This is a genomic window from Paraburkholderia caffeinilytica (genome assembly GCF_003368325.1).
In the GTDB taxonomy this organism is placed as follows: Bacteria; Pseudomonadota; Gammaproteobacteria; order Burkholderiales; family Burkholderiaceae; genus Paraburkholderia; species Paraburkholderia caffeinilytica.
This window is the reverse complement of record NZ_CP031466.1, coordinates 901,060-923,842: the sequence shown is the minus strand read 5'-3', so window position 1 is coordinate 923,842 and position 22,783 is coordinate 901,060. Positions and strand designations below refer to the sequence as shown.

Below are 22,783 nucleotides of genomic sequence, written 5' to 3'. Positions count from 1 at the left end.
GATCAGCGGCAATCATGCCGGCCCGCTGCCCGCAACAGCACAACAAATTCTCAAAACCATGCACAAATCCCGGGAGGTCAAATGAAAGTCAGGTTGGATGAGTGGTTGAAACGCGAGTTCGATCCGCCGCCGGCGATCCGCACCGCGCGCCTTTGGATCAACGCAGGGAAAATCTTTCCCACGCCGGTGAAGGTCGGCCGCTCTTACTACGTCGAACAGAACGCCGTCTTTCAGGACGGCACGGTTCGCCCACGCCTTGCGCAACGAATTCCTCAATAACTATGGCAGCACGACCACGCATCCGGCGCCGCGCCAACTGGCCGGCCAACATGCACGAACCACGCCCCGGCTACTACACCTGGCGCGACCCGCGTGACGGGAAGACGTATGTCCTCGGGCGCATCGATCTCGCACTCGCGATCTTTGAAGCGCAGGAGGCGAACGCCAAGGCAGTAGCCGGCAAGGTGACAAGAAGCCTGAGTGAGCGGCTGGACACGCCGCGAGAGACTATCGGCGATCTATTGGACAAGATGCCCGTTGGCAAGGCGAAGCCCGAGACGGTGCGCCACAGGAAGTATGTGGATTCCGCGATTCGCGACGAGATCGGGAAAGTCCCGTGCGCAGCCCTGACGACGAAACACGTCGCCGACATGCTGGAGAAGGTCGAAGCTCGCGGCAAAATGCAATGGGCTGTTCACATCCGCAGTCGCATGCGCGCCGTGTGTCGCCGGGGCATGGCACTTGGCTGGATGGACAGGAACCCCGCCGACGCGACCGACAAGGCAAAGGTTACGGTGAAGCGCCGACGACTGACGTTCGAGGAATTCCAGGCGATCTACGAGAAGGCGCCGCAGGTAGCGCTGTGGCTGCAAAATGCGATGCTGCTGGCGCTCGTTTCCGGGCAGGACCGTTCCACGGTAGCACGCTGGGAGCGCAGCTTCCAACAGGACGGCCATGCAGTGCTAACGCGCGGCAAAACAGGCGTGCGCATCGCGATCCCGGTTGAACTGCGCATGGACGTGCTCGGGATGTCGCTCTCCGACGTAATCGCGCGCTGCAGGTCCACAGGGATCGTCAGCAAATACCTGATCCACCACATCAGGCCAAACGTAAACGCGCCCAAAGGAGCGGCGATCAAGATAAAGACCTTCACGTCGAAGTTCAAGGAAGCACGCGACCTTGCCGGCATCACGGGCGACGACGCGCCGACCTTCCACGAAATGCGCAGTCTGACGAAACGACTTTACATGGAACAGGGCGGCGTCGACACCAAAGCGCTACTCGGGCATATGACAGACGTGATTGCTGACCTGTATGCAAATTCGCGTGGCCTTGAACCTCTGAAGGTGAGAATCAGCACAAGGTGACGGGAGTTGGTATCCAGGCGCATATGGATCGTCACGCAATGGGCCGTGGTCGTGCCGCAGCTTCCGACCCGCCAGCCATCTGCCCCGCTCGAAAGCCGCCCTTCGGGGCGGTCAGCGGTGCACCTTGCAGACTTTATATTTTAACCAAGCCAGGATGTTCTGATCGGTAACTGCTTTGGGATGCGTATCATTGAGCGTCAGATACCCGTAGAATCCTCCATTTTGGTCGACGATCACCGGCGGATCAGATGCTATGTCATTGCAAGGGCTTTCAGAAGAAATGTCTGACCCGTATTGGCCTATGTCATTGAAGATGCTCTGCGGCGAAATGTCTGAACCGTATTGGCCGATATCATTGTGGACTGAATCCGGTGCCACATCTGAGCAGTTCAGACAGCCCAAATAAACATCATGGCTCGTGCCCCCGAACAACATGAGTTTGACCTCTGCCTGCGCTATGTCGGAAGCTGTTGCCAACATAACCAACAATAATATCTTGCTTACATTCATATCTAATCTCCTTCTTGGTTATCGATTACGCCCGTTGGCCGAGTTTGCCCCTGAGCGCGCGATCACCAAGCCACCTACCCTCTAGCGGGGCTATCGGCGCTTACCGGTGCGTATTTCTTCGGAGATACGATCCATCTCCGCGACAGCTGCTCGATGGTCTGCATCTGCGGCGTCAAGTTCTTCTAGGTCCACATCTGTGGGTGCCCCGTTGCCTTGTGGTGCGAACTGTTGATGGACCTTGATGAATGCTCGTTGGCGCCGCTCAAACGCACGCCGTTCGTTGTCAATTGCAGCCCGCTCTTCTGCCCGCTGCTCGTCGATACTTGTCATTGTCGCCTCCAGTTAGACCACGAAACAGATGGCTACAGTAACCCTTTGATTGAGGACACAATGCCTATCGCACCAAAAAGCAATGCGAAAAACGTCCAAAGCCAATGCTCTTTCGCAAGCTCAACGATCGCAACAGGATGCAGACCACGCGCCTCCCACCAAGTGGCCGCGGTTTTTAGCGACCCATCCAGCACGCGTTCCAAAATGTTGGACATCACGTCCACTTTGCGCAGTGTCGATTGGTGAAGGGCGACGAACTGATTGTCATCGAACGCGCGAGCTTCCTCTTTGCCGTTCATGGCGTCTTTCGCCGTGATCTTGTTCAGGTCCATAAGGCTGAATAGGCGGCCGTGTTCCCCGTGAGGCGCATAGCCGGGGCCATAGATCGCGATTAGCTCTTTAGCCATGTCGAACTTGCGGGCGTCGTCAATCACAAAAGGGTCGCCCTTCAGCACCTTCAGCCTGTGCTCTATAGCCTGGAAGCCGAAGTTGTTATCCCGCATGTTCCAGTGGATAAAGTTGAACCCACCTTGAGAGCGCACGAATACAAAGTACTCATCCAGCATCATCCGTTCTAACTTATCGTAGTCGTTCGGAATGTCAGCCGCGCTTACGCCGCTTTGTTCGGCGCATTTGTGAATCGAAAACGAGTGCGTTTGACCCGAAGCGAAATTCCGGATGGCAATCGAAGTGATGCGCGGTGTTCGCCCGTCCTTAATGTCATAGAACGATTCACACGAGTAGTGGACGATCAGATAGGCGTCGCGCTTCTGGTTGATATTCTCGAATCGTCTTCTGGCATCCCTACTACGTTGCATCTTGATCAGTTGTGCGCCCACGTGCTCCCCCGGGAGTTTCTGTGTTTTGTGGCGCTATCCTACCGCGCACGGCGAATCGGCACTGGGAGTTTTGAACGAATTTTGAACAACTATTGAACAACCCTTGCTGGATAAGGCTTTGCGGGCGACGGGACATGTCGAAATGGTACGGGCCGACATCGAAACTCGCGGCGCTGAAGCGATCCGGATAAGCACGACGCAGCAATGCCGCGACACGCTCGCGGAACTCGCCCGGACGCAGCGGCAGCCCGACATAGTCGTCTGCTCCGCTGGCAAAGGCGCGCACGACGCTATCCTCGGACGTCTCGGCCGAAGCGAACAGGACCGGCAGGCGGTCGCCGCCGACCGCGCGCACCGACCTCAGGACTTCGGAGCCGGACAGGCGAGTGCCTTGCCAGTCCAGCACCAGCATGTCCACGGTGGAACGGGCGAGCGCTTTCGACATGGTCAGACCGTCGTCGTAGACCATACACGTATGGCTGGCGCTCATAAGGACCTTTTCGATCGACTGACGCATGACGGGGTCACGCTGAAGGATGGCAATGCGCATGGGATAACTCGTAACGAATAAGCTCGGACGCGATTCTCAGAGGGACGCCCAAGCCATCCCATAGGAGCATTCCTAATTTGCGCGCCGATCGCCCCCTTCCGACACGTGTGCACTGGATTCCTACACACAACCGCTACGGCTCGGACAACGCACCGCCCTCACGATCCTGGCCGCCATCGAAAGGGCACGTTTCGGGGAACTTTTCCCAATCTAATTAAGCACTTCCCGAGGCGACCGGCTTCCATCCTGTAAAATCCCCGCCCTGGCCCCAGTCGTCATCGCGCCTGCCCTACCCGGGCCGGCGCGCCGGTGTCCCGTGCTCTACCCGCGCTTGCCACACTTCTCGCCCGACGACCGCCGTATTTCCACGCGCTACGTGTGGTTCCCAATTCAAGACACGACACAAGCAATGCAAGCGACAAATCTGGGTGGAGCGCAGGCTGTCACCCCACGCCCTCTTGGGCGAAGCGATTACAAGACGCTCGGCCTCGCCGCACTCGGCGGGGCGCTGGAGTTTTACGACTTCATCATCTTCGTATTCTTCGCGCCGGCAATCGGCCAGTTGTTCTTCCCGGCCGCGATGCCGGACTGGCTGCGTCAGGTGCAGACCTTCGGCATCTTTGCCGCGGGTTATCTGGCGCGGCCGCTCGGCGGCATCATCATGGCGCACTTCGGCGACCTGTTCGGCCGCAAGCGCATGTTCACGCTGAGTGTGCTGCTGATGTCGGTGCCGACGCTGATGATGGGTCTGCTGCCCACCTACACCAGCATCGGCGTGATGGCGCCGGTGCTGCTGCTGGTGTTCCGCGTGATGCAAGGCGCGGCGGTCGGCGGCGAAGTGCCGGGCGCATGGGTATTCGTCTCCGAGCACGTGCCGCAACGGCACGTGGGCTATGCGTGCGGCACGCTGACGGCCGGCCTCACGGCAGGCATCCTGCTCGGCTCGCTGATCGCATCGGCGGTGAACCGCAATTTCGCGCCGGCGGAAATCTCCGCCTACGCATGGCGCATTCCGTTTCTCGTCGGTGGCGTATTCGGCATGTTCTCGGTTTATCTGCGCCGCTGGCTGCATGAGACGCCTGTGTTCGCCGAGCTCAAGCAACGCAAGGCGATCGCCGCAGAAGTGCCGCTCAAGGCCGTGTTGCGCGATCACGGCCGCGCCGTGATCGTGTCGATGCTGCTCACGTGGATGTTGTCCGCCGCGATCGTCGTGGTGATCCTGATGACGCCGACGCTGCTGCAGAAGCAGTTTCATATCGCACCGGCCACCGCGTTGCTGGCGAATTGCGTGGCGACGCTGTGCCTGACGATCGGCTGCGTGATGGCGGGCTCGATCGCCGGCCGCATCGGCGCGGGACGCACGATCTTCATCGGCGGCCTCGCACTGGCCGTGACGTACTACGTAATGTTCCAGCAGCTCGCCGTCGATCCGTCGACGCTGGTGCCGCTGTACGCCGTGGCCGGCCTGTTCGTCGGTGTGATCGGCGCGATTCCGTTCGTGCTGGTCAAGGCGTTCCCGCCGGTCGTGCGATTCTCGGGCATCTCGTTCTCGTATAACGTCGCTTACGCGGTGTTCGGCGGCCTTACGCCCATCGCCGTTTCGCTGATGATGAAGTCGAACCCGATGGCCGCACCGCTGTATGTCGGCGCGATCTGCATTGTCGGCGCATTGACTACGCTGTTCATCAAAGACGCGCCGCACGCGCGTTAATCGATCTGCCTCCAACAGCGCACCGCGCGGTGCGCTGTTGTTTCCATCGGCTTCACGCCCCGCCTTTCCGGTAAATTCGACAATTCCGGTAATTCCGGCAATTTCGACACTTCACGCCGGACCGAAACGTCGTGCGTCGCATCGGCCTACGATGTGCCTCATGAACGCTTGCACTCCCCCTGTCTCGCCCGCCCTCGGCCGCGTCCTTGCGACCGTCAGCGTCGGCTTCGTCGTCACGCAACTCGACGTGACCATCGTCAACATCGCCCTGCCGAAGATTGGCGCCAACCTGCACGCGAATGTCGCGGGCCTGCAATGGGTCGTCGACGCGTACACGCTCGTGTTCGCCGTGCTGATGCTGTCGGCGGGCGCACTCGGTGACCGGCTCGGCGCACGACGCATGTACGCGGCCGGCATCGTGCTGTTTGCGTTCGCGTCGCTCGCCTGCGGATTGGCGCTCGATGCCACCATGCTGGTCGCCGCGCGCGCGGTGCAAGGCATCGGCGCCGCCGCCATGCTGCCGAATTCGCTGGCGCTGCTCAATCAGTCATACGGCCACGATCCGAAGCTCCGGGCGCGCGCAGTCGGGCTGTGGACCGCCGCGGGTGCGATTGCGATCGCGGCCGGACCGGTGCTCGGCGGCGTGCTGATCGCGGCGTTCGGCTGGCGCAGTATCTTTCTCGTCAATCTGCCGATCTGCGCAGCCGGTTTGCTGGCGACTTTGGTCTGGCTGCCGCGGCCTGAGTCCGCGCGCAAAGACGCGCAGCAAGTGGTCGGGGCTAAGGCTGGCGCCATGAGTGAGGCTGGCGCTGTGACAAGGGCTACGACCGGGCCTACTTCCGGCGCCATGACTGGGGCTGGCGCTACGACGAGAACTACGACACAGGCTGCAACAAGGGCTACGACCGGGCCCACGGCCGGCGCTACGACAGGGACTACGACAGGGACTACGACACAGGTTTCAGCAAAGGCTACGACCGAGCCAACAGTCGCCCCCACGGCTGAGGCGACCCCGCGCGGCATCGATCTGAGCGGTCAGACCCTTGCGATCGTCGCGCTCACCGCCTTCGTCGCCGCGGTGATCGAATGGCGGCCGCTGGGGCTGAGCCATCCGCTGGTCGCCGGGGGTTTCATACTCGCGCTGATCGCGACCGCCGCCTTCATCGTCGTGGAATCGCGCGTCGCGGCACCGATGCTGCCGCTCTCGCTATTTCGCAAGCGCACGTTCAATGCGGCGGTGTTGTTCGGCATCTGCGTGAATCTGACGTACTACGGCATGGTGTTCGTACTGAGCCTGTATCTGCAGCGCGTACGCGGCTATTCCCCGCTGCAGGCGGGTCTCGCATTCCTGCCGTTGACGGGCGGCTTTCTGATCTCCAACGTGGCGAGCGGCTGGGTGGTCGGGCGCTTTGGCGTACGTGTGCCGATGATCGCCGGCGCAATCACCGCGGGGCTCGGTTATGGCCTGCTGCATTTCGTGGATGCGTCCACGCCGTTGATCGGCTTGCTGCTGCCGTTCCTGCTGATTCCGTCCGGGATGGGCCTCGCCGTCCCGGCGATGACGACCGCCGTGCTGGCCTCCGTCGAAGCGAAGCGCGCGGCCACTGCGTCCGCCGTGCTGAATACCGCCCGGCAAGCAGGCGGCGCGGTAGGCGTCGCTGCCTTCGGCGCGTTGGCGAGCGGCGCGGCCGCCACGCAGATCGTCGTGGGGATGCAGGCCGCAACGGCTATCTCAGTCGGTCTGCTGGTGATCAGCGGCGTCATGGGCTGTCTGGTCCATCCGGAGCCGCACGCGTCGTCGGCCTCGAAACCTCGCATGACGGGTTCCCGGCACGTGGGTGAATCGCGCTGATCGTCCCACCCCGCGTTGCCGTATTACAGCGACGCTTCCTGAATTGTGCCAGTATCGATCGCGCGTTCGATCAACCCTTCGCTTTGCGCCTTGGCGATCGCGTCCGCGATCAGCTTTTCCGGCTGTTCGATTTCGGCCTTGATCGTGCCGATAAGACCGGATGCATCCAGGACGACCAATGTTTTCGCCGAGTCGGCAAAGCTGATGATGACGCGATGCGGCGTAGACCCTTCGCCAAGACTTGCGCACAACTGCGTAACCTTGCCACCAATGATTTGCTCGAAACTTTGAATCATCACTTGCTCCCTTGCTGCCGGCCGCAACCCAAAGCGGCCGGCACAGACTACGTCACAATTGCGTGATCAGAGATTCAGGCCGCCGCGTGGCGCACGCGCGCCGTCGATACTGATACGGCCCGCTCCGGTCACGAACAGCAGCAGGAAACCACCGGCAATACCGATGTTCTTCCAGAAGTGGATCACCATATCGCGTTGCAAAGCGGGATCGGTCACGTTCCAGAAATCGTGGCCCAGCACGGCGGCCGCCACGGTGTAGACGGCCAGAATGAGCGCGAGCGGGCGGATCTTGAAGCCGACGATCAGCAGCAGACCGCCGAGTGCCTCGATCACTGTTGCAATCGGCGCGGCGATCTGGACGAACGGCACCCCCTTCGCATGCAGATAGCCGACGAAGCCCGCGTAGCCCAGCAGTTTCATCACACCGCCCCACAAAAACAGCACGGCAAGCGCAATACGCGCGATGAGGATGACGCCGGAATCGACGGGACGCGTCATGAGGGGCTCCTGTAAATGAATAAGCAGCAGACCCGGCCGGGCGGCCGCAGTTCCCCACTTTGCACCTGAGCATAGGTGCGTTGCCCGCCTTTTCCAAGCACAGGCCGGTGTGAACCGCGCAATTCGTGTCGTGTCGAGGGGACGGAGAAGGTGTCCGGGCGCTCAGCGAGCGCCCGCTCTGGCCCGGCACGGACGGCGTGCCGGTTGTGCTTATGCAAGAGGACAGGTCGCGATTTCGATCGGATTGCCGCGCGTCATCGCCACGCTACCGGTGCGCGATGCTATTGCTGCGGCGCATCCGGCGCGAGCAAGACACCCTTGGTAAATACGAAGCAGCCATAACCGCGCTCTTCGCCGGTGGCGATCACGCAATAGGCTTTGCGCGCCCGCTCATAGAAAGCGAACCGTTCGACCGAAGCAAGCGGCACCTCGCGCCCTTCCGCCGCATCGATCTCGATCTGCGCTTCGCGCTGAACGGCCGGGATCGTATTCGGCTCGCCCACCACTTCCATCCGCGATGCCGGGCGTTCGATAAATGTATCCAGCGGCATCACCGACAGAATCGCGCGAATGGCACGCGGTGCGTTCACGCCATCGAGTCGCAGCAGCTTGCCCAACACCGTCTCCTGCGCGACGGACGCGCCCGGGAAGTTGGCGTCGCACACCACCAGTTCGTCGCCATGGCCCATCGAACGTAGCGCATGCAGCACGTCGGCATTCAGCAGCGGGTCCAGATTCTTCAGCACGGTGTCTCCTTGAGGTTCGATTGACGGCCAGCCGCCCGGGTTCGGGCGGATTGTCCCTGTGGCGCGTTGCGGCCGATTGTAGCAAGCCCGCGACGCACGGTCCGTTGCCCGCGGTTCATCGTCAAGCCGCTGTGCCGCACGATGCGGCGAGCGGCATCCCCACGACACTGCCACCGCAGCCATCCGACCAACGCGAGCAGCACGAGACCCGCGCCACCCAGCACCGGCTCGCGCCAGGCCAGCAACGCAGTGAAGGTGAACGCGCGTGCGCCGGCCAGCAGAGCGAAGCCGGCGATCGCGCTGCAGAGCGCGTCGACGGCGCCCGACAGGCGCGCGATCGTGAGGACAGTACCGGGAGCCGTGGCGGCGGACTCGTGCATGATCGTCTCCTTGAAAACACTGCGGGTGCTCAGGTGGCGGCAGGCACCTGGTCGAGGAAACCTGTCACCGCCTGCAGGCGGCCATGCGTGTCGAGCACGCCGAAGTCGGATCCCTTGACGATCGCCTCGCCGGCCGGCGTGGTGAGTGCCCACGAAAAGCGCAGGCGGTTCGCGAAGCCGTCGACCTCCGTCGTGCGGCGAAACGTGTGATGCGGAAAGCGTTCATGCACCGCGCGGATCATCGCGTCGATGCCGTCATGGCCCGCGCCGGCAAGCAGCGGATCGCGATAGTCGGCATCGGCAGCCCACGTCGCGGCGATCAGTTCGCGGCGGCGCAACGCATCCGTTTCATTCCATGCGTCGAAATAACGGTCGATCAGATCGGTATGCGCATTCATCTCAGACTCCTTGATTGGCATGACTGAGCACTACGCTCGGCAGACACGTTGTATGCGGCGGGCTCGGAGTGAAGATTGGCGGTTGGAGCGCGGCGAGTCGATTACGTGGGAGGTAAGCATCCGGGTGCGCCGTCGCGCGGAACCGCGCCTTTTTACCGTCGGATTGGCCATCTGGCCGAATCGTCAGGGGCGGCATCAGCCGCTAACCTCATGGCGGAAATGAGGGCCGCGCGGCGTTGACTCGCGGCATGTGACGAACTGAACGGGTGCGGACACGAGCCGCTTTTCTAATATGGTTTTTACACTTGCACGATCGTATCCAAAAGGATACACTCATCAACAAATCGGTTCACCGCCTGTGTACACGGTCAACCGCACCGAAGAATTCGACCGCTGGCTTGCCGGCCTCGCAGACTTGCGCGCGAGGGCGAAAATCCTGGTGCGGGTCCGGCGTGCTGAGCGAGGTCATTTCGGTGACGTCAAGCTGCTGGAAGACGGTGTGTCCGAGATGCGCATCGATTGTGGTCCCGGCTATCGGGTCTACTTCGCGCGCGAAGGGAGCATGGTGTACCTGCTGCTCTGCGGTGGCGACAAATCCACGCAGCCAGCCGATATCAGGCATGCCAAATCAATGTGGGCAGACATCAGAAAGGAACTGTCATGAGCAAAGTCAAAACCGCACGGTTCGACGCATCGCATTACCTCGATAGCGACGAGATGATCGCCGAGTATCTCAACGCAGCGCTTGAAGAAGGCGACGCCGATCTCCTTCTCGCCGCAATTGCCGACATCGCAAAAGCCCGCGGCATTGCGAAGGTCGCGGCCGACGCGGGGCTCGGGCGTGAAAGCCTCTATAAAACACTCGCACCCGGCTCCAAACCGCGCATGGATACAGTGTTCAAACTGCTGCGCGCGCTCGGCGTCAAACTCAACGCAGTGCCGGAAGGCGTGGCGCCCGCCTGATTCGCGACTGCCGTGTTGCCCCTTGATTGAACGCCCTGAATGAGCGGCGTATTCGTGAATGCTCCTACGCTTTCCCGGATATTCCCTGGTATTCACGGGTATTCTCGAGTATTCCATTACCTGTCAGGTAATGGATCGCTGACACGCTTTGGCTATCATCGGCAGCATGAACACACTCTCTCCAGCGCATACCCTCCCGTCGAACGGGCCAACGGCAAGCCGCACGGTCGGCGATCTGCTGCGCGAATGGCGGCAGCGGCGAAGAATGAGCCAGTTGTTGCTCGCGGCTGAAGCCGACATTTCAACGCGGCATCTGAGCTTCGTTGAATCGGGCCGCGCGGCGCCTAGCCGGGAAATGGTCATGCACCTCGCCGAGCGGCTCGACGTGCCTCTGCGCGCACGCAATGCGCTGCTGATCGCGGCGGGCTATGCACCGCTGTTCCGCGAACGTCCTTTGACGGACCCGCAACTGGCCGCCGCACGCGAGGCAGTCGAGTTGGTGCTCAAAGGCCACGAGCCGTATCCGGCACTCGCGATCGACCGTCACTGGACCATCGTTGCCGCGAACAATGCGCTTGCACCGCTGCTTGCAGGCGCAAGCCCGGAACTTCTGAAACCGCCGGTCAATGCGATGAGACTGAGCTTGCATCCGGAAGGCATCGCAGCGTCGATCGTCAACTGGCATGCGTGGCGCGCGCACGCGCTGTCCCGGCTCCAGCGACAAGTCGACGTGAGCGGTGACGACACGTTGAGCGCACTGCGCGACGAACTCGCCGCCTATCCCGCTCCGCCCGGCGCGGAAGCGGCCGACCAGGACGACGCCGCAGGCAGTCAGATCGCAGTGCCGCTGCGCTTGCGCACGCCAATCGGCGTGTTGTCGTTCTTCAGCACGACAACCGTATTCGGCACGCCGGTAGACGTCACACTGTCGGAGCTTGCTATTGAAGCGTTCTTTCCCGCCGATCAGCAAACCTCGGCGGCATTGCGCGAGTTTGCCGCGAGCCAACGCGCCGAGGGCCAAGAGGTTCAAGCCGCGAAACCATAGCAGGACCGCATAACCGCAGATACCCGAGCAACATCGAAAACGAGATTATTGCCGCTTGCGGCGCCATTCAAACAGAACGGACATACACATTTGATCGACAACGCCCCACTCATCCGCCAACTCGGTCCTGCCGACCGCGACGCCTACTTTCAGCTTCGCCTCCGTGGACTGAAAGCGCATCCGGAGTCCTTCGGTCAAAGCTACGAGGAAGCGGTGGCCAAAGGCGCCGCGCAACACGAGGCGATGTTGCAGGGCGCACGCGCAGCCGAAGGCGACTTTTTGCTCGGTGCCTATGAATCGGCGAATGCGCCGTTGATCGGCGTGGTCGGATTGCTGCGTAGCCGGAGCGACAAGGAACGGCACAAGGCCTCCGTCATCGGTATGTATGTCGCACCGGAAGCCGCCGGCCGCGGAGTCGGGCGCGCCTTGCTGAATGAGTTGCTGGCGCGGGCGGCACGGATAGAAGGCCTGCGGCAGATCCAGTTGATGGTGGGTAGCCGGAACGAGGCGGCACGCAAACTCTATGAGTCGCTTGGTTTTCGCAAATATGGCTGCGAGGCCGGCGCGTTGAACGTCAGCGGGGTGTTTCACGACGCCGATCTGATGGCGCGCTTCCTGTAGCAGCGATCGGCGGCGGCCCCTGTTACACATGACGTCATCACGGTGATGAACATCGGCATCACCCTCCGCGCAGCGCAATGACAGCCGCCATACTTGCCGCGCCATTACGCGCCGGTGTGGAAGGTGCCGGCCCGCTCACCGATCGCAGCGATAGTCGGCGGCCCGATGCGCGGCTACGGAGCCCGCCTGGCCTGCGGTTGTAACATCGGCGCCTATTTCAGCGGCAGCGTGTCAGGCAGCTTGAACAGCTGGCTGTGGCTGTTCGTCGCCCACGCCCGCAACGTACTCGACAGTCGCCTTCGCCCGGCGTTCGGCCTCGAAGCCGGACGGCTCCGCGCAAACGGTTGCCAGAAGTTACAAATGCGACCTCGTTTGTAACTGGGGCCGCACCAACCTGTTACACGCCTGATTTGTCCCCACAGCAGTGCCAATGAACGGTATTTATTACTTTCAATTGGACTCGCTTTCTATTCCCTTTCTGATTCAGTCCTGATTTTCCGGCTCTCGACCGGACATGCGCCATTACTCAGATGAAAGACGCAGGAGCCCACCACACAAGGGTTTTCATGGATCAGACGAAATTCTCAGACGACCAAAAATCTGCTAAGCATCGTCTATTACAGGACTGTGAAAGAGTTACCGAAATTCGATGTATCTTTTTGGGATATTTTTTTGAGAAGGGATTGATTTCTTGTTTTGCCCTTCATACAATTCGTCCCAAGCTGTTACGAAATGTAACGCGATGTATCAAAAAGTCGCCCTCTGTATCAAGTGGTGACATGTAGCCGGAGGACAACGTTTCCGGTGAGGCACAAAAGACATAACGGCAAAAAAAGCCGACATAGTAATTCGGGGCTTCGGAAACACAAAAAATGGACCGTAGCAGCGAGACGCTGGATTCAATCCGCGAGATCAACTTGTCTTACATCATGCTCGCGCAACGTATGTTGCGTGAGGACAAACCGGTCGGTATGTTCCGACTGGGACTGTCGTCGGAACTGGCTGATTTGCTTGCCGGGCTGTCGCTCGCGCAGATCGTCAAGCTGGCCGCTTCCGATCAGCTTTTGTGCTTCTTCCGCTTCAACGACCACTCGATGTTGTCGGCGTTGACGCAGACGACGAAGCATGCAGCCGTTGCACCGACTCACGCGGCGATCCTGCTTGCAGGCCAGCCTGCAGAGCAATTTGCTTAATCGAGGTGACCGCGATGCTCAAGCGTAGCCTGACGGAAGACGCACAAGAAGTTTTCCGTGCCATCGCGCTGATCGAACTCGGCGCGCGCATGCAGGTGCTCGAAAGCGAGTTGACGCTTTCGCGCGACCGCATGATCCGGCTGTACCGCGAGGTCAAGGGTGTGTCGCCGCCCAAGGGCATGTTGCCGTTCTCGGCGGACTGGTACATGACGTGGCTGGCGAATATCCACGCGTCGTTGTTCTACAACACGTACCTGTTCCTCAAGAACGAAGCGCGTTGCTCGCACCTGGATGCGCTGACCAAAGGGTATCGGCTGTATCTGGAACATTGTCAGCATAGCGACACCGAACCGGTGCTGGATCTGACGCGTGCATGGACGCTGGTGCGTTTCTTCGACGCCGATATCCTGCAACAGACCAAATGCTGCCGTTGCACCGGCAAGTTCGTCGCGCACAAGCACGACCTGCAACACAACGTGGTGTGTGGCGCCTGCCAGCCGCCGTCACGCGCGGGCAAGACCAAGAAGGCCGCCGCCGCTCGTCAGGAAGCGCTCGAAGCAGCGCAGATTGCGCAAGCCGCCTGAGTCGAGCGGAATCGATGAAGGCCGGTCCAGCCTGATTCGAACCGAAGCACCCAGAAAAAAGTCCGCGCGGTGCGCGGACTTTTTCATTTGACCTTCGCCATGACAGCCGGCATCGGACACCCGCCAGCTCAACACCGCCTACCCCCGCGTCAATCCACCAACCCCACCGTCTGCGCCACCAGCCACAGGTTCGCCGCACTGATCACTACAAACAGCGACCACGCGAGGAGCCGCGTCGGCAGCCTGTTGGCAAATTCGCCCATCAGCGAACGATCGTTGGTCATGCGGATCAGCGGATACAGGGCGAACGGCAGTTGCAGGCTCAACACGACCTGGCTTGCGACCAGCAGCTTGCCGACTGCGCCGTTGCCCATCATCTGCACACCGATCAGCGCCGGAATCAGGGCAAGCGCCCGCGTGATGAAGCGCCGCTGCCAGCACGGAATTTTCAGCTTCAGGAAGCCTTCCATGATGACCTGTCCCGCCACCGTGCCGGTGAAGGTCGAACTTTGTCCCGACGCCAGCAACGTGATCGCGAACAGCACCGCCGCGAAACCGGTGCCGACGATCGGCGCCAGCAGCTTGTACGCGTCTTCGATTTCGGTGACCTGATTGTGGCCGGTCGCATGGAACGCGGCGGCCGCGAGAATCAGGATCGCCATGTTGATCAGCAGCGCGATCACCAGCGAGACGATCGTATCGATGCGCGACATGCCGATCGCCGACCGGATGCTGGCCGGATCGCGCTTGACCGCGCGGGTCTGCACGATCGACGAATGCAGATAGAGGTTATGCGGCATCACGGTCGCACCGAGAATGCCGATTGCCAGATACATCGGCTCGCGGCTGCCGAGCGCCTGCCACGAAGGAATCAGTCCGTGCGCGACTGACGGCCAATGCGGCCCCACCAGCGCCAACTCGATGATGTAGCCGACACCGATAGTCGCGATCAGGCCGAGCATGATCGCTTCGAGATCGCGGAAATTCTTGCCCTTCAGGCCCAGCACGATCAGCGTGTCGAACGCGGTCAGCAACACGCCGGCGGTCAGCGAGCACTTGAAGAGCAGATGGAAAGCCAGCGCGCCGCCGAGCACTTCGGCCAGGTCGCAGGCCACGATCGACAGTTCGGCGAGCAGCCACTGAAAGCGCGCGACACCGGGCGAATAACGCAGCCTCGACAATTCCGCGAGGTCCCGCCCGGTGGCGATGCCCAGGCGCATGCTCAGACATTGCAGCGCCATTGCCGCAAGACTCGACAGCATGACGACGAACAACAGGCTGTAGCCGTAGCGCGAGCCTGCTTCGATATCGGTGGCCCAGTTGCCGGGGTCCATGTAGCCGATCGAAATCAGCAGGCCGGGCCCCGCGAATTGCAGGATTTTTTTCCAGAACGGCGCGCCTTGCGTGACGGCGACCGTGCCTTGCACCTCGGATGGGCAGAACGGCGCCGTTGCGGTGGTCGGTAATTTGAACTGCAAGCCGATGGTCTCTCGAAGGGGATAAACCGCGACGCCTCATGCCGGCCGCCGCGAACCGCCTCAAGTGTACAAAGAAACCTCAGGCAATGTCCCGCTCAGCGCATAACGGCCGACGTCGCGAACGCGATAGTCGAGCGGATCGTGCAGCGTATGCACGCGAGCGTTGCGCCAGAAACGGTCGAGCGCGAGCGGCGCGTGGGTGGCGCGCGCGCCGCAGGCGTCGAACAGTTTTTCGCTGACGTCGAGCGCGGCGCGGTGCGCGACGATTTTCGCCTCCGAGGTGGCGAGCGCCACGTGCGCGCGGGTTTGGGCGTCCAGCGCCGGGCCTTGTTGCCATGCGTCTTCGAGTGCGTAGGCGGCACGCGCGGCTAATGCCTCCGCGCTCACCGCCTGCAGACGCATCTCGCCGAAACGCTGGATCAGATACGGGTCGTCGGTGGCTTTGTCGACGCCGGAGGAGATCCACGGTTTGCCGTGCTGCGTGACGTATGCACGCGCTTCTTCGAGCGCGCCCTGTGCGATGCCGACGAACAGATTGGTCAGCACCTGCTGCGAGATCAGCGTGCGCAAACTCGCGTAGGGCGTGTCGGCCCGCTCCAGCACCTCATGCGGCTCGACCTTGACTTGCGCGAAGGAGACGCTGCCGCTATCGGTCTGCCGCTGGCCGATCGGATTCCAGTCTTCGTGAACGGTAATGCCCTCGCGCGTGGTCGGCACCACGGCGAACACCGCTTTGCCGGTGGACGGATCGTGCCCCGACACCGTCATCATGTGCGAGCCGCGCGTGCCCGAACAAAATCCTTTCTGGCCGTCGAGACGATAGCCGCCGTCACCGGTTGCGCTTGCAACGAGTCGCGTGTCGAGCGGATTGACCGCATTGCCCCACCACCAGCGCCCTTCCACAGTACCGCCCAGATAGCGCGCGCGTTGTTCCGGATTGCCCCACACATTGACGCTGACCACCTGCAGGCAGGTGAAGCCGAGCAGATGCGCGAGCGCGCTGTCGACTCGCGCGATTCGCCGGATCGTTTCGTAGATTTCAGGCCAGCGCGCGCCGGAACCGCCGAATTCATGCGGCACCGCAAGCGCGAGCAGACCGGCATCGGCGATCCATTGTTTTTCCCCGGCAGCATGGCCGCCGTCGCGATCACGCTGGGCCGCGCTGGCGCGCAACGCGTCGAGCAAGCCGGCGAGATCGCGTACCGTCGGCGCTGAAAGTGGGGGCCACATGTGCGTATTCGTCATGCAAGTTGCGGTCTGAGGGAGACGATCATGTGCGTTGCAAAAGGCGTCGCACGAAGCGGTCGCCGACGAACTGCACCGCCGTCACGATCGCGATCAGCAGCGCGATCACCGTGACCATCACGGTCGTATCGAAACGCTGATAGCCGTAGCGGATCGCCAGATCGCCGAGGCCGCCGGCGCCCACCGCGCCCGCCATGGCAGACGAACCGATCATCGCCACCACGGTGATCGTGAAGCCGCCGAGAATGCCTGGCAGCGCTTCAGGCAGCAGCACATGCCAGATGATATGCCGGCGCTGCGCGCCCATTGCCTGCGCGGCTTCGATCAACCCGCGGTCCACTTCGCGCAAGCTCACTTCGGCCACGCGCGCAAGGAAAGGAATCGCCGCGATACTGAGCGGCACGATGGCGGCCCATACGCCGATCGTCGTGCCGATCAGCAAACGCGTGAGCGGCAGCAGCGCGACCAGCAGAATGATGAAAGGCGTGGAGCGGAACGCATTGACGAGTGCGCCGAGCGTGCTGTTCACCGCACGCTTTTCAAAGATGCCGCCGCGCGTGGTGGTCACCAGCACCAATGCCAGCGGAATGCCGACCAACGCCGCGATGACGGCCGATACGCCGACCATGACGAGGGTGTCGCGAATGGCATCGGCGAGTTCCGAGAGCCAGAGATCAGACATAGCCGAGCACCTCGACATGATTGGCATAGTGACGCGCGCGTTCGAGCAGCGTCGCGATCTGCTTTTGCACCGTGCCGTCCGGATTCGCGCGCACTTCCGCCGACACCACAAGACGCCCTTGCGCATGCCCCTGAATCCGGTCGATGCCGCCATGCACGAAACTCACCCGGCCACCGTCGATGCTCAATGCAGACGTCAACGCGCCAAGGTCGGGTTCGCGGGCATCGGCGCCGGTGAAGCGCACGTCGAGCAGAATCCGCGCATCCGCTTGCGCGATCTCGTGCAACGGTTTGACACGCGCGGCGAGATCCGCAGGCAGGTCGTGCACCAGCGTGCGCAGCAACGCGCGTGTCGCGGCGTGCTGCGGGTCGCCGAATACGCGCCACACCGGCCCCGTCTCCACGACTTCACCACGCTCGATCACGGCCACCGTATCGCAGACTTCGCGAATCACCTGCATTTCATGCGTAATCAGCACGATGGTCAGGTTGAGCCGCTGATTGATATCGCGCAGTAACGAGAGAATGGATTGCGTCGTTTCAGGATCGAGTGCCGACGTCGCCTCGTCGCACAGCAGAATGTCCGGGTCGGTCACGAGGGCGCGCGCGATCCCGACGCGCTGTTTCTGGCCGCCGGACAAACTCGCCGGATAGGCATCGCGCTTGGTCGACAGGCCGACCAGATCGAGCAAGGCGTCGACCTTTTTGTCGATCGCGGCTTTAGGCACACCGGCGATCTTGAGCGGCAACGCGATATTTTCGCGCACCGTTTTGGCGGAGAGCAAATTGAAATGCTGGAACACCATGCCGATTCGCCGCCGCAGCGTGACCAGCCCGCGTTCGTCGAGCTCGCCGACACTCACGCCATTCACGCGCACGGCGCCGGAGCTCGGTTTTTCCAGGCCATTGACGAGCCGCAGCAGCGTCGATTTGCCCGCGCCGCTACGACCGATGATGCCGAAAACCTCACCACGCGCCACTTTCAGCGTGATGTTTGCCAGCGCCACGGCCTGCGCACCGCGGGTATTGGAGAACACCTTGCCCACATCGTCGAATACGACAGCTTCCTGCACAGTGTCGGCCGCGCGATTCAACGCGAGGGACGGCGCGTCTTCAATAAACTGCGGCACGTCGAATAGATGAGCCATGGCCTCGTTCCTCTCATGCGTCCACGGTGGATCGCGCGCCGATCCGCGCAATGGGTGCGTTAAGCCGATGCTGCGCGCCGGCATGCACCTCGGGCAATCGCGCGCGGCCGCCGCCGAATAGCTTTTCACGCAGCGTCGGCGCCGGGTCGTAGTCCTCCTTGTAGACGCCGCGATTCTGCAATTCCGGCACGACCAGATCGACGAAGTCTTCGAACGACTCGGGCATGACGGTGCGGGTCAGATTGAATCCGTCGACGCCGGCCTCTTCCACCCACGACACCAGTTCGTCCGCGATCTGCTGCGGCGAACCGACTACGGGCTTCGCGCGACCGCCGAGCGTCATCTGTTCGAGCACCTTGCGTTTGGTCCATACGCCGCTCACGCTCCTCTTAGAAATCGCTTCGACCGCCGATTGCATCGATTCGGTCTTCACATACGAAATCGGTTCATCCAGTTCGTATTGCGAGAAGTCGATACCGGTCGAGCTCGAGAAATGCGCAATGCCGCCTTCAGCGCTCGCATAGCGCCGGTATTCTTCGAATTTTTCCTGCGCGGCGCGTTCTGTTTCGCCGACTACAACGGTAATGCCGGCAAAGATCTTGATATCGTCGGGCGCGCGGCCGAAGCTCACCGCCCGTGCGCGAATGTCGTCGACAATGGAACGCGTGAGCTGCTTGTTCTGGCCGCCGACAAACACGCATTCCGCGTGACGCGCCGCGAAATCGACGCCCCGGCTCGACGAACCCGCCTGATACAGCACCGGCGTGCGTTGCGGCGACGGCTCGCTCAGATGAATGGCGTCGATCGAATAGTACGGACCGTCGTGTTTGACGCGATGCACCTTGTCAGGATGCGAGAAGATGCGCGCCGCGCGATCGCGCACCACCGCATCGTCTTCCCAGCTTTGTTCCCACAGCTTGTAGACCACGTCCATGTAATCGTCCGCGCGATCGTAGCGATCGTCGTGGCTGATCTGCTGCGCGAGACCCATGCCGCGCGCCGCGCTGTCCAGATAGCCGGTGACGATGTTCCAGCCGACCCGGCCCTTCGTCAGGTGATCCAGCGTCGACATGCGGCGCGCGAACAGATACGGCGGCTCGTAAGTCAGATTCGACGTGACGCCGAAGCCGATATGCCTGGTCACGTGCGCCATCGCGGGCACGATCAGCGATGGATCGTTGATCGGAATCTGCACCGATTCACGCAACGGCGTTTCCGGTCCACCTTGATAAACGTCGTACACGCCGACGATATCGGCGAGAAAGATCCCGTCGAACTTGCCGCGCTCGAGCGTTTGCGCGAGGCTCGTCCAATAGTCGAGGTCGGTGTAATGCGCGGAACGGTCGCGCGGATGCGTCCACAAACCGTGATTGATATGGCCGACCGCATTCATATTGAACGCGTTCAACAGGATCTTCTTCGCCATCGTGCGGCTCCTTGCTATTTGCAACGTTGCGAGCGGCGCGACTTACCAGGCGACGGCGTAGAGCGTGCCGAAGGCTTTGTCGAGCGCGGCGCGCACAGCGGGCGAATGCTGATAGATCGAGATGAACTTGCGGATACGCGGATCGTTTGCGCTTTCCGGACGCACGACCCACTGGATTGCGTAGTTCTTGTTTTCCAGGCCGTCGAACAACAAGGCGCTATTCGGATCGGTGGTGCCCGCGAGCTTGATGAAGCTCGGATAGCCTTGCGCGAGATCGACGTCGTCGAGCGAGCGGGCCAATTGCGATGCCTCGAGCTGAACGATCTTCAAATGCTTCGGGTTGTCGATGATGTCGAGTGTCGTGGCGCGGTAGTCGATGCCCGGCGTCAGCTTGATGAGACCGGCGCGTTGCAGCAGCAACAACCCACGACCGCCGTTGACCGGATCGTTGGCGATGGCAACAGTGGCGCCGTCTTTCAATTCGTCGAAGCGTTTGATCTTCTTCGAGTACAGACCGATCTTCATGATCGTGCCCGGGGCGATCGCAACAAAGTTATAGCCGCCCTGCTTCTTCGCGTTCTCGAGAAACGGAATGTGCTGGAAATAGTTGACGTCGATATCCTTGTTGGCGAGCGCCGCATTCGGTGTATTCCAGTCGGTGAACTCGATGATCTTCACATCGAGTCCTTGCTCCTTCGCTTCGCGTGCCGCCACTTTGAGCGCTTCGATTTGCGGGCTGGTGGCGATGCCGATTTTCAGCGTGGGCGTGTCTGCCGCAAATGCGGACGTAGCGGACAACGCGAGCGCGACGCCGAATGCGCCGAAGAGCGTCAGCGTCCGCGCCTTGAAAAAGCGCCTTGCAGTGGTCAGAGAAATGCGCATGGTGAACTCGTTGGAATGGGAGCGTGTGTGTGTTTCGAGGCGAGCCGATCCCACGGCATGCGGGCAGGCATGCCGGATTTGATCGGACAACGGAAATCCGCAACGCGCGGTTTAACCGGCGCGCAGCAGCAACAGAACGCGCGAGCGGATCAGCGCGGACAACGGCAGATCGGACAGGTCATCGCCTCTCTCCAGATGAGGTGCGAATCATCATAGACGGCGGGAAACTGGCGGTCTACGAACGGATTTTGGGAAGGAAAGCGGGAAAAACGATTTGGCGGATGGCCCCCGCCCGCCCACAGCTGTGCGCATCGCATCACGTCACCAAAGAAAAACGCCGGGTTGCGCATCAGCGCAACCCGGCGTTCGTCACCAGACAACTCACTAAAGCAAACCCTAGCGCGTCGCCACCTGAGCCGCGGGCTCAGACGCAGAGGCAGCAGCAGAGACAGATGAGGCAGCCGGACCCGAAGCCGGCGCAACCGCCCCCACCGCCTCGTCGCCCGCGGGCTTCACATCACCCCAGCCACCGCCCAGCGCGCGAATCAGATTGACCGTCGCCACGGCCTGCGTGCCGGACAGGTGACTCGCCTGCAGTTGCGACAGCAGCACCTGCCGCTCGCCGTCGATCACATCCAGATAGCTGACCGCGCCTTCCGTGTACTGCGTGCGCGACAGATGCGCCGCGCGCTGCGAGGCCTGGACCGCATCGTTCTGCTCGCGTATCTGATCGTCGAGCAAACGCAGATCGGCCAGGTTGTCCTCGACCTCACGGAACGCCACCAGCACCTGCTGACGATATTGCGCCACGTCCTCGTCATACTTCGAACGAGCTTGCGCGAGGTTGGCCTTGCGGCGTCCACCGTCGAACAAAGGCATCGTCAGCGCGGTGCCGGCCAGCGGCCCAAGGAGGAACGCGCGGCTCGACCACTTGAACAGATCGCCGAGCGTCGCCGACTCATACCCAAACGCGCCCGTGATATCGAGCTTCGGGAAAAACGCCGACTTCGCCAGACCGACTCGCGCATTCGCCGCCATCATCGCCCGCTCCGCCGCCGAAATGTCCGGCCGACGTTCGAGCAGCGCCGAAGGCAAACCTGGCGGCACACGCGCCGTCACCGGTGCGAGCGGCGCCTCCGCGAACGAGAAATCCGCCGGCGGCTTGCCGAGCAGAATCGCCAGACTGTGCTCGGAGGCCGCGCGCTGACGCGCCACGCCCACGGCGTCGGCACGCGCACTCGCCAGTTCGTTGCGGGCACGCGAAACATCCAGCTCGCCGATATCGCCTTCCTTGAAGCGGCGCTCGACCAGCTTCAGCGTGTCCTCGCGCAACGCCACGGTACGGCGGTACAGATCCTGATCCGTGTCGAGCTCGCGCAACTGGAAGTAGTTTTGCGCGACGTCAGCTTGCAACGACAACTGGACCGAGCGGAACAGCGCTTCGCTTTGCTGCTCGTCCGCCCGCGTCGCGTTCACATTCGAGCCGACTCGCCCGAACAGATCCGTCTCGTACGACGCGCCCACCTGTGCGCGCCAGATCGTGCCGGTCGTGCCGCCCGCGCTATCCGGCAGCAATTGCGAAGCCGCCGACGCACGTTCTCGCGTCGGGCCGAAGCCCGCGTCGAGCTTCGGGAACCAGTCCGATTTCGCGGCCTGCGTCACCGCGCGCGCCTGTTGCACGCGTGCCGCGGCCGCCTTCAGGTCCTGATTCGCGGCAGCAGCCTGTTGTTCCAGCGCGTTGAGCTGCGAGTCGCCGAAAATCGTCCACCATTCGCCGCGATGCGCGTCGTCGGCAGGTTGAGCCGGCTTCCACGTGCCCGCGTCCTGCGGCGACGTGGCGGATACAGCGGACGCAGCAGATGCAGCAGATGCAGCTGACGTAGCCGAAGCAGCCGGCGCTTCCTTGAACGCAGCCGGCGTATCCACCTCCGGCCGCTTATACGTGGGCTCAACGGAGCAGGCCGCGAGCAACGCCACCAGCAAACCGCTGGCAGCCGCTCTGCCCCACCCGCTTAAAGATTCAAAACGATTCATTTTTAT

26 protein-coding genes and 1 pseudogene are annotated in these 22,783 nt (G+C 61.9%); 11 read left to right on the top strand and 16 right to left on the bottom strand.

What is annotated here, in order from left to right; genetic code table 11:
- Positions 1 to 81: 81 nt before the first annotated feature.
- Both DSC91_RS04115 and DSC91_RS04110 read left to right on the top strand, forming a co-directional pair.
- Positions 82 to 279 carry an excisionase gene (locus DSC91_RS04115; protein ID WP_073430134.1) on the top strand — a complete coding sequence of 66 codons (198 nt, stop codon included), beginning with the start codon at positions 82 to 84 and terminating at the stop codon, positions 277 to 279.
- Positions 280 to 329: 50 nt separating this feature from the next.
- Entirely contained in the window at positions 330 to 1,367 is a 1,038-nt protein-coding gene (locus tag DSC91_RS04110) for a phage integrase central domain-containing protein (protein WP_244218020.1), read from the top strand.
- A 111-nt stretch (positions 1,368 to 1,478) separates the two neighbouring features.
- Here DSC91_RS04110 and DSC91_RS04105 read toward each other — a convergent pair whose 3' ends face one another.
- The 4 genes from DSC91_RS04105 to DSC91_RS04090 form a co-directional block, all read right to left on the bottom strand.
- Complete coding sequence (locus DSC91_RS04105) at positions 1,479 to 1,877, bottom strand: hypothetical protein (RefSeq protein WP_115776951.1); 399 nt, start codon at positions 1,875 to 1,877, stop codon at positions 1,479 to 1,481.
- A 90-nt stretch (positions 1,878 to 1,967) separates the two neighbouring features.
- Positions 1,968 to 2,207, bottom strand: a complete 240-nt coding sequence (locus DSC91_RS04100) for a hypothetical protein (RefSeq protein WP_115776950.1) — start codon at positions 2,205 to 2,207, stop codon at positions 1,968 to 1,970.
- A gap of 32 nt (positions 2,208 to 2,239) precedes the next feature.
- Positions 2,240 to 3,046: a hypothetical protein gene (locus tag DSC91_RS04095; protein WP_115776949.1), complete on the bottom strand. Its 807-nt coding sequence runs from the start codon at positions 3,044 to 3,046 to the stop codon at positions 2,240 to 2,242.
- Positions 3,015 to 3,596: a response regulator transcription factor gene (locus DSC91_RS04090; RefSeq protein ID WP_115776948.1), complete on the bottom strand. Its 582-nt coding sequence runs from the start codon at positions 3,594 to 3,596 to the stop codon at positions 3,015 to 3,017. Before DSC91_RS04090 ends, DSC91_RS04095 begins: the two co-directional genes overlap by 32 nt.
- Positions 3,597 to 4,005: 409 nt before the next feature.
- On the opposite strand from DSC91_RS04090, the gene DSC91_RS04085 reads away from it, so the two are divergent.
- Both DSC91_RS04085 and DSC91_RS04080 read left to right on the top strand, forming a co-directional pair.
- A complete protein-coding gene (locus tag DSC91_RS04085) occupies positions 4,006 to 5,307 on the top strand; it encodes an MFS transporter (protein WP_115776947.1) in 1,302 nt (433 codons plus the stop codon).
- A 160-nt stretch (positions 5,308 to 5,467) separates the two neighbouring features.
- A complete protein-coding gene (locus tag DSC91_RS04080; protein WP_115776946.1) occupies positions 5,468 to 7,159 on the top strand; it encodes an MFS transporter in 1,692 nt (563 codons plus the stop codon).
- 23 nt (positions 7,160 to 7,182) lie between these two features.
- Here DSC91_RS04080 and DSC91_RS04075 read toward each other — a convergent pair whose 3' ends face one another.
- The 5 genes from DSC91_RS04075 to DSC91_RS04055 all read right to left on the bottom strand — a co-directional run bounded on the left by DSC91_RS04075 (position 7,183) and on the right by DSC91_RS04055 (position 9,477).
- Positions 7,183 to 7,455: a hypothetical protein gene (locus DSC91_RS04075; protein WP_115776945.1), complete on the bottom strand. Its 273-nt coding sequence runs from the start codon at positions 7,453 to 7,455 to the stop codon at positions 7,183 to 7,185.
- Positions 7,456 to 7,521: 66 nt separating this feature from the next.
- Positions 7,522 to 7,953, bottom strand: coding sequence for a DoxX family protein (locus DSC91_RS04070; protein ID WP_115776944.1), 432 nt, complete (start codon positions 7,951 to 7,953; stop codon positions 7,522 to 7,524).
- A 281-nt stretch (positions 7,954 to 8,234) separates the two neighbouring features.
- Positions 8,235 to 8,699 carry an RbsD/FucU family protein gene (locus tag DSC91_RS04065; protein WP_115776943.1) on the bottom strand — a complete coding sequence of 155 codons (465 nt, stop codon included), beginning with the start codon at positions 8,697 to 8,699 and terminating at the stop codon, positions 8,235 to 8,237.
- A complete protein-coding gene (locus DSC91_RS38145; RefSeq protein ID WP_229758287.1) occupies positions 8,693 to 9,079 on the bottom strand; it encodes a hypothetical protein in 387 nt (128 codons plus the stop codon). Before DSC91_RS38145 ends, DSC91_RS04065 begins: the two co-directional genes overlap by 7 nt.
- Before the next feature lie 29 nt (positions 9,080 to 9,108).
- A complete protein-coding gene (locus tag DSC91_RS04055) occupies positions 9,109 to 9,477 on the bottom strand; it encodes a nuclear transport factor 2 family protein (protein WP_115776942.1) in 369 nt (122 codons plus the stop codon).
- Positions 9,478 to 9,769: 292 nt separating this feature from the next.
- Between DSC91_RS04055 and DSC91_RS04050 the strand changes: the two genes are divergently transcribed.
- The 7 genes and pseudogenes from DSC91_RS04050 to flhC all read left to right on the top strand — a co-directional run bounded on the left by DSC91_RS04050 (position 9,770) and on the right by flhC (position 13,883).
- On the top strand, positions 9,770 to 10,141 hold the full coding sequence (locus DSC91_RS04050) for a type II toxin-antitoxin system RelE/ParE family toxin (protein WP_115776941.1): 372 nt from the start codon (positions 9,770 to 9,772) through the stop codon (positions 10,139 to 10,141).
- Complete coding sequence (locus DSC91_RS04045) at positions 10,138 to 10,440, top strand: addiction module antidote protein (RefSeq protein ID WP_115776940.1); 303 nt, start codon at positions 10,138 to 10,140, stop codon at positions 10,438 to 10,440. The genes DSC91_RS04050 and DSC91_RS04045 overlap by 4 nt, the downstream gene beginning before the upstream one ends.
- A 166-nt stretch (positions 10,441 to 10,606) precedes the next feature.
- Positions 10,607 to 11,485, top strand: coding sequence for a helix-turn-helix domain-containing protein (locus DSC91_RS04040; RefSeq protein ID WP_115776939.1), 879 nt, complete (start codon positions 10,607 to 10,609; stop codon positions 11,483 to 11,485).
- A gap of 90 nt (positions 11,486 to 11,575) precedes the next feature.
- The gene (locus DSC91_RS04035) at positions 11,576 to 12,106 is read left to right on the top strand and encodes a GNAT family N-acetyltransferase (RefSeq protein WP_115779683.1); all 531 of its coding nucleotides are present in this window, start codon (positions 11,576 to 11,578) and stop codon (positions 12,104 to 12,106) included.
- A 12-nt stretch (positions 12,107 to 12,118) separates the two neighbouring features.
- Positions 12,119 to 12,484, top strand: a pseudogene (locus DSC91_RS04030) (YeeE/YedE thiosulfate transporter family protein); the annotation flags it as partial.
- A gap of 494 nt (positions 12,485 to 12,978) precedes the next feature.
- Positions 12,979 to 13,299 (top strand): flagellar transcriptional regulator FlhD, encoded by a 321-nt coding sequence (gene flhD, locus DSC91_RS04025; RefSeq protein ID WP_028194930.1) that lies wholly within the window; start codon positions 12,979 to 12,981, stop codon positions 13,297 to 13,299.
- A gap of 14 nt (positions 13,300 to 13,313) precedes the next feature.
- Entirely contained in the window at positions 13,314 to 13,883 is a 570-nt protein-coding gene (gene flhC, locus DSC91_RS04020; protein ID WP_115776938.1) for a flagellar transcriptional regulator FlhC, read from the top strand.
- Positions 13,884 to 14,032: 149 nt separating this feature from the next.
- Here the strand turns inward: flhC and DSC91_RS04015 are convergent, their stop codons facing one another.
- The 7 genes from DSC91_RS04015 to DSC91_RS03985 all read right to left on the bottom strand — a co-directional run bounded on the left by DSC91_RS04015 (position 14,033) and on the right by DSC91_RS03985 (position 22,777).
- Positions 14,033 to 15,361 carry an Nramp family divalent metal transporter gene (locus DSC91_RS04015; protein WP_115776937.1) on the bottom strand — a complete coding sequence of 443 codons (1,329 nt, stop codon included), beginning with the start codon at positions 15,359 to 15,361 and terminating at the stop codon, positions 14,033 to 14,035.
- Between the two features lie 60 nt (positions 15,362 to 15,421).
- On the bottom strand, positions 15,422 to 16,591 hold the full coding sequence (locus DSC91_RS04010; RefSeq protein ID WP_229758286.1) for an acyl-CoA dehydrogenase family protein: 1,170 nt from the start codon (positions 16,589 to 16,591) through the stop codon (positions 15,422 to 15,424).
- Positions 16,592 to 16,631: 40 nt separating this feature from the next.
- Positions 16,632 to 17,288: a methionine ABC transporter permease gene (locus DSC91_RS04005; RefSeq protein WP_115776935.1), complete on the bottom strand. Its 657-nt coding sequence runs from the start codon at positions 17,286 to 17,288 to the stop codon at positions 16,632 to 16,634.
- Entirely contained in the window at positions 17,281 to 18,435 is a 1,155-nt protein-coding gene (locus DSC91_RS04000) for a methionine ABC transporter ATP-binding protein (RefSeq protein ID WP_115776934.1), read from the bottom strand. The genes DSC91_RS04005 and DSC91_RS04000 overlap by 8 nt, the downstream gene beginning before the upstream one ends.
- Before the next feature lie 13 nt (positions 18,436 to 18,448).
- Positions 18,449 to 19,861, bottom strand: a complete 1,413-nt coding sequence (locus DSC91_RS03995; protein ID WP_115776933.1) for an LLM class flavin-dependent oxidoreductase — start codon at positions 19,859 to 19,861, stop codon at positions 18,449 to 18,451.
- A gap of 42 nt (positions 19,862 to 19,903) precedes the next feature.
- Entirely contained in the window at positions 19,904 to 20,743 is an 840-nt protein-coding gene (locus tag DSC91_RS03990) for a MetQ/NlpA family ABC transporter substrate-binding protein (protein ID WP_115776932.1), read from the bottom strand.
- A 396-nt stretch (positions 20,744 to 21,139) separates the two neighbouring features.
- A complete protein-coding gene (locus DSC91_RS03985) occupies positions 21,140 to 22,777 on the bottom strand; it encodes an efflux transporter outer membrane subunit (RefSeq protein WP_115776931.1) in 1,638 nt (545 codons plus the stop codon).
- Positions 22,778 to 22,783 lie beyond the last annotated feature (6 nt).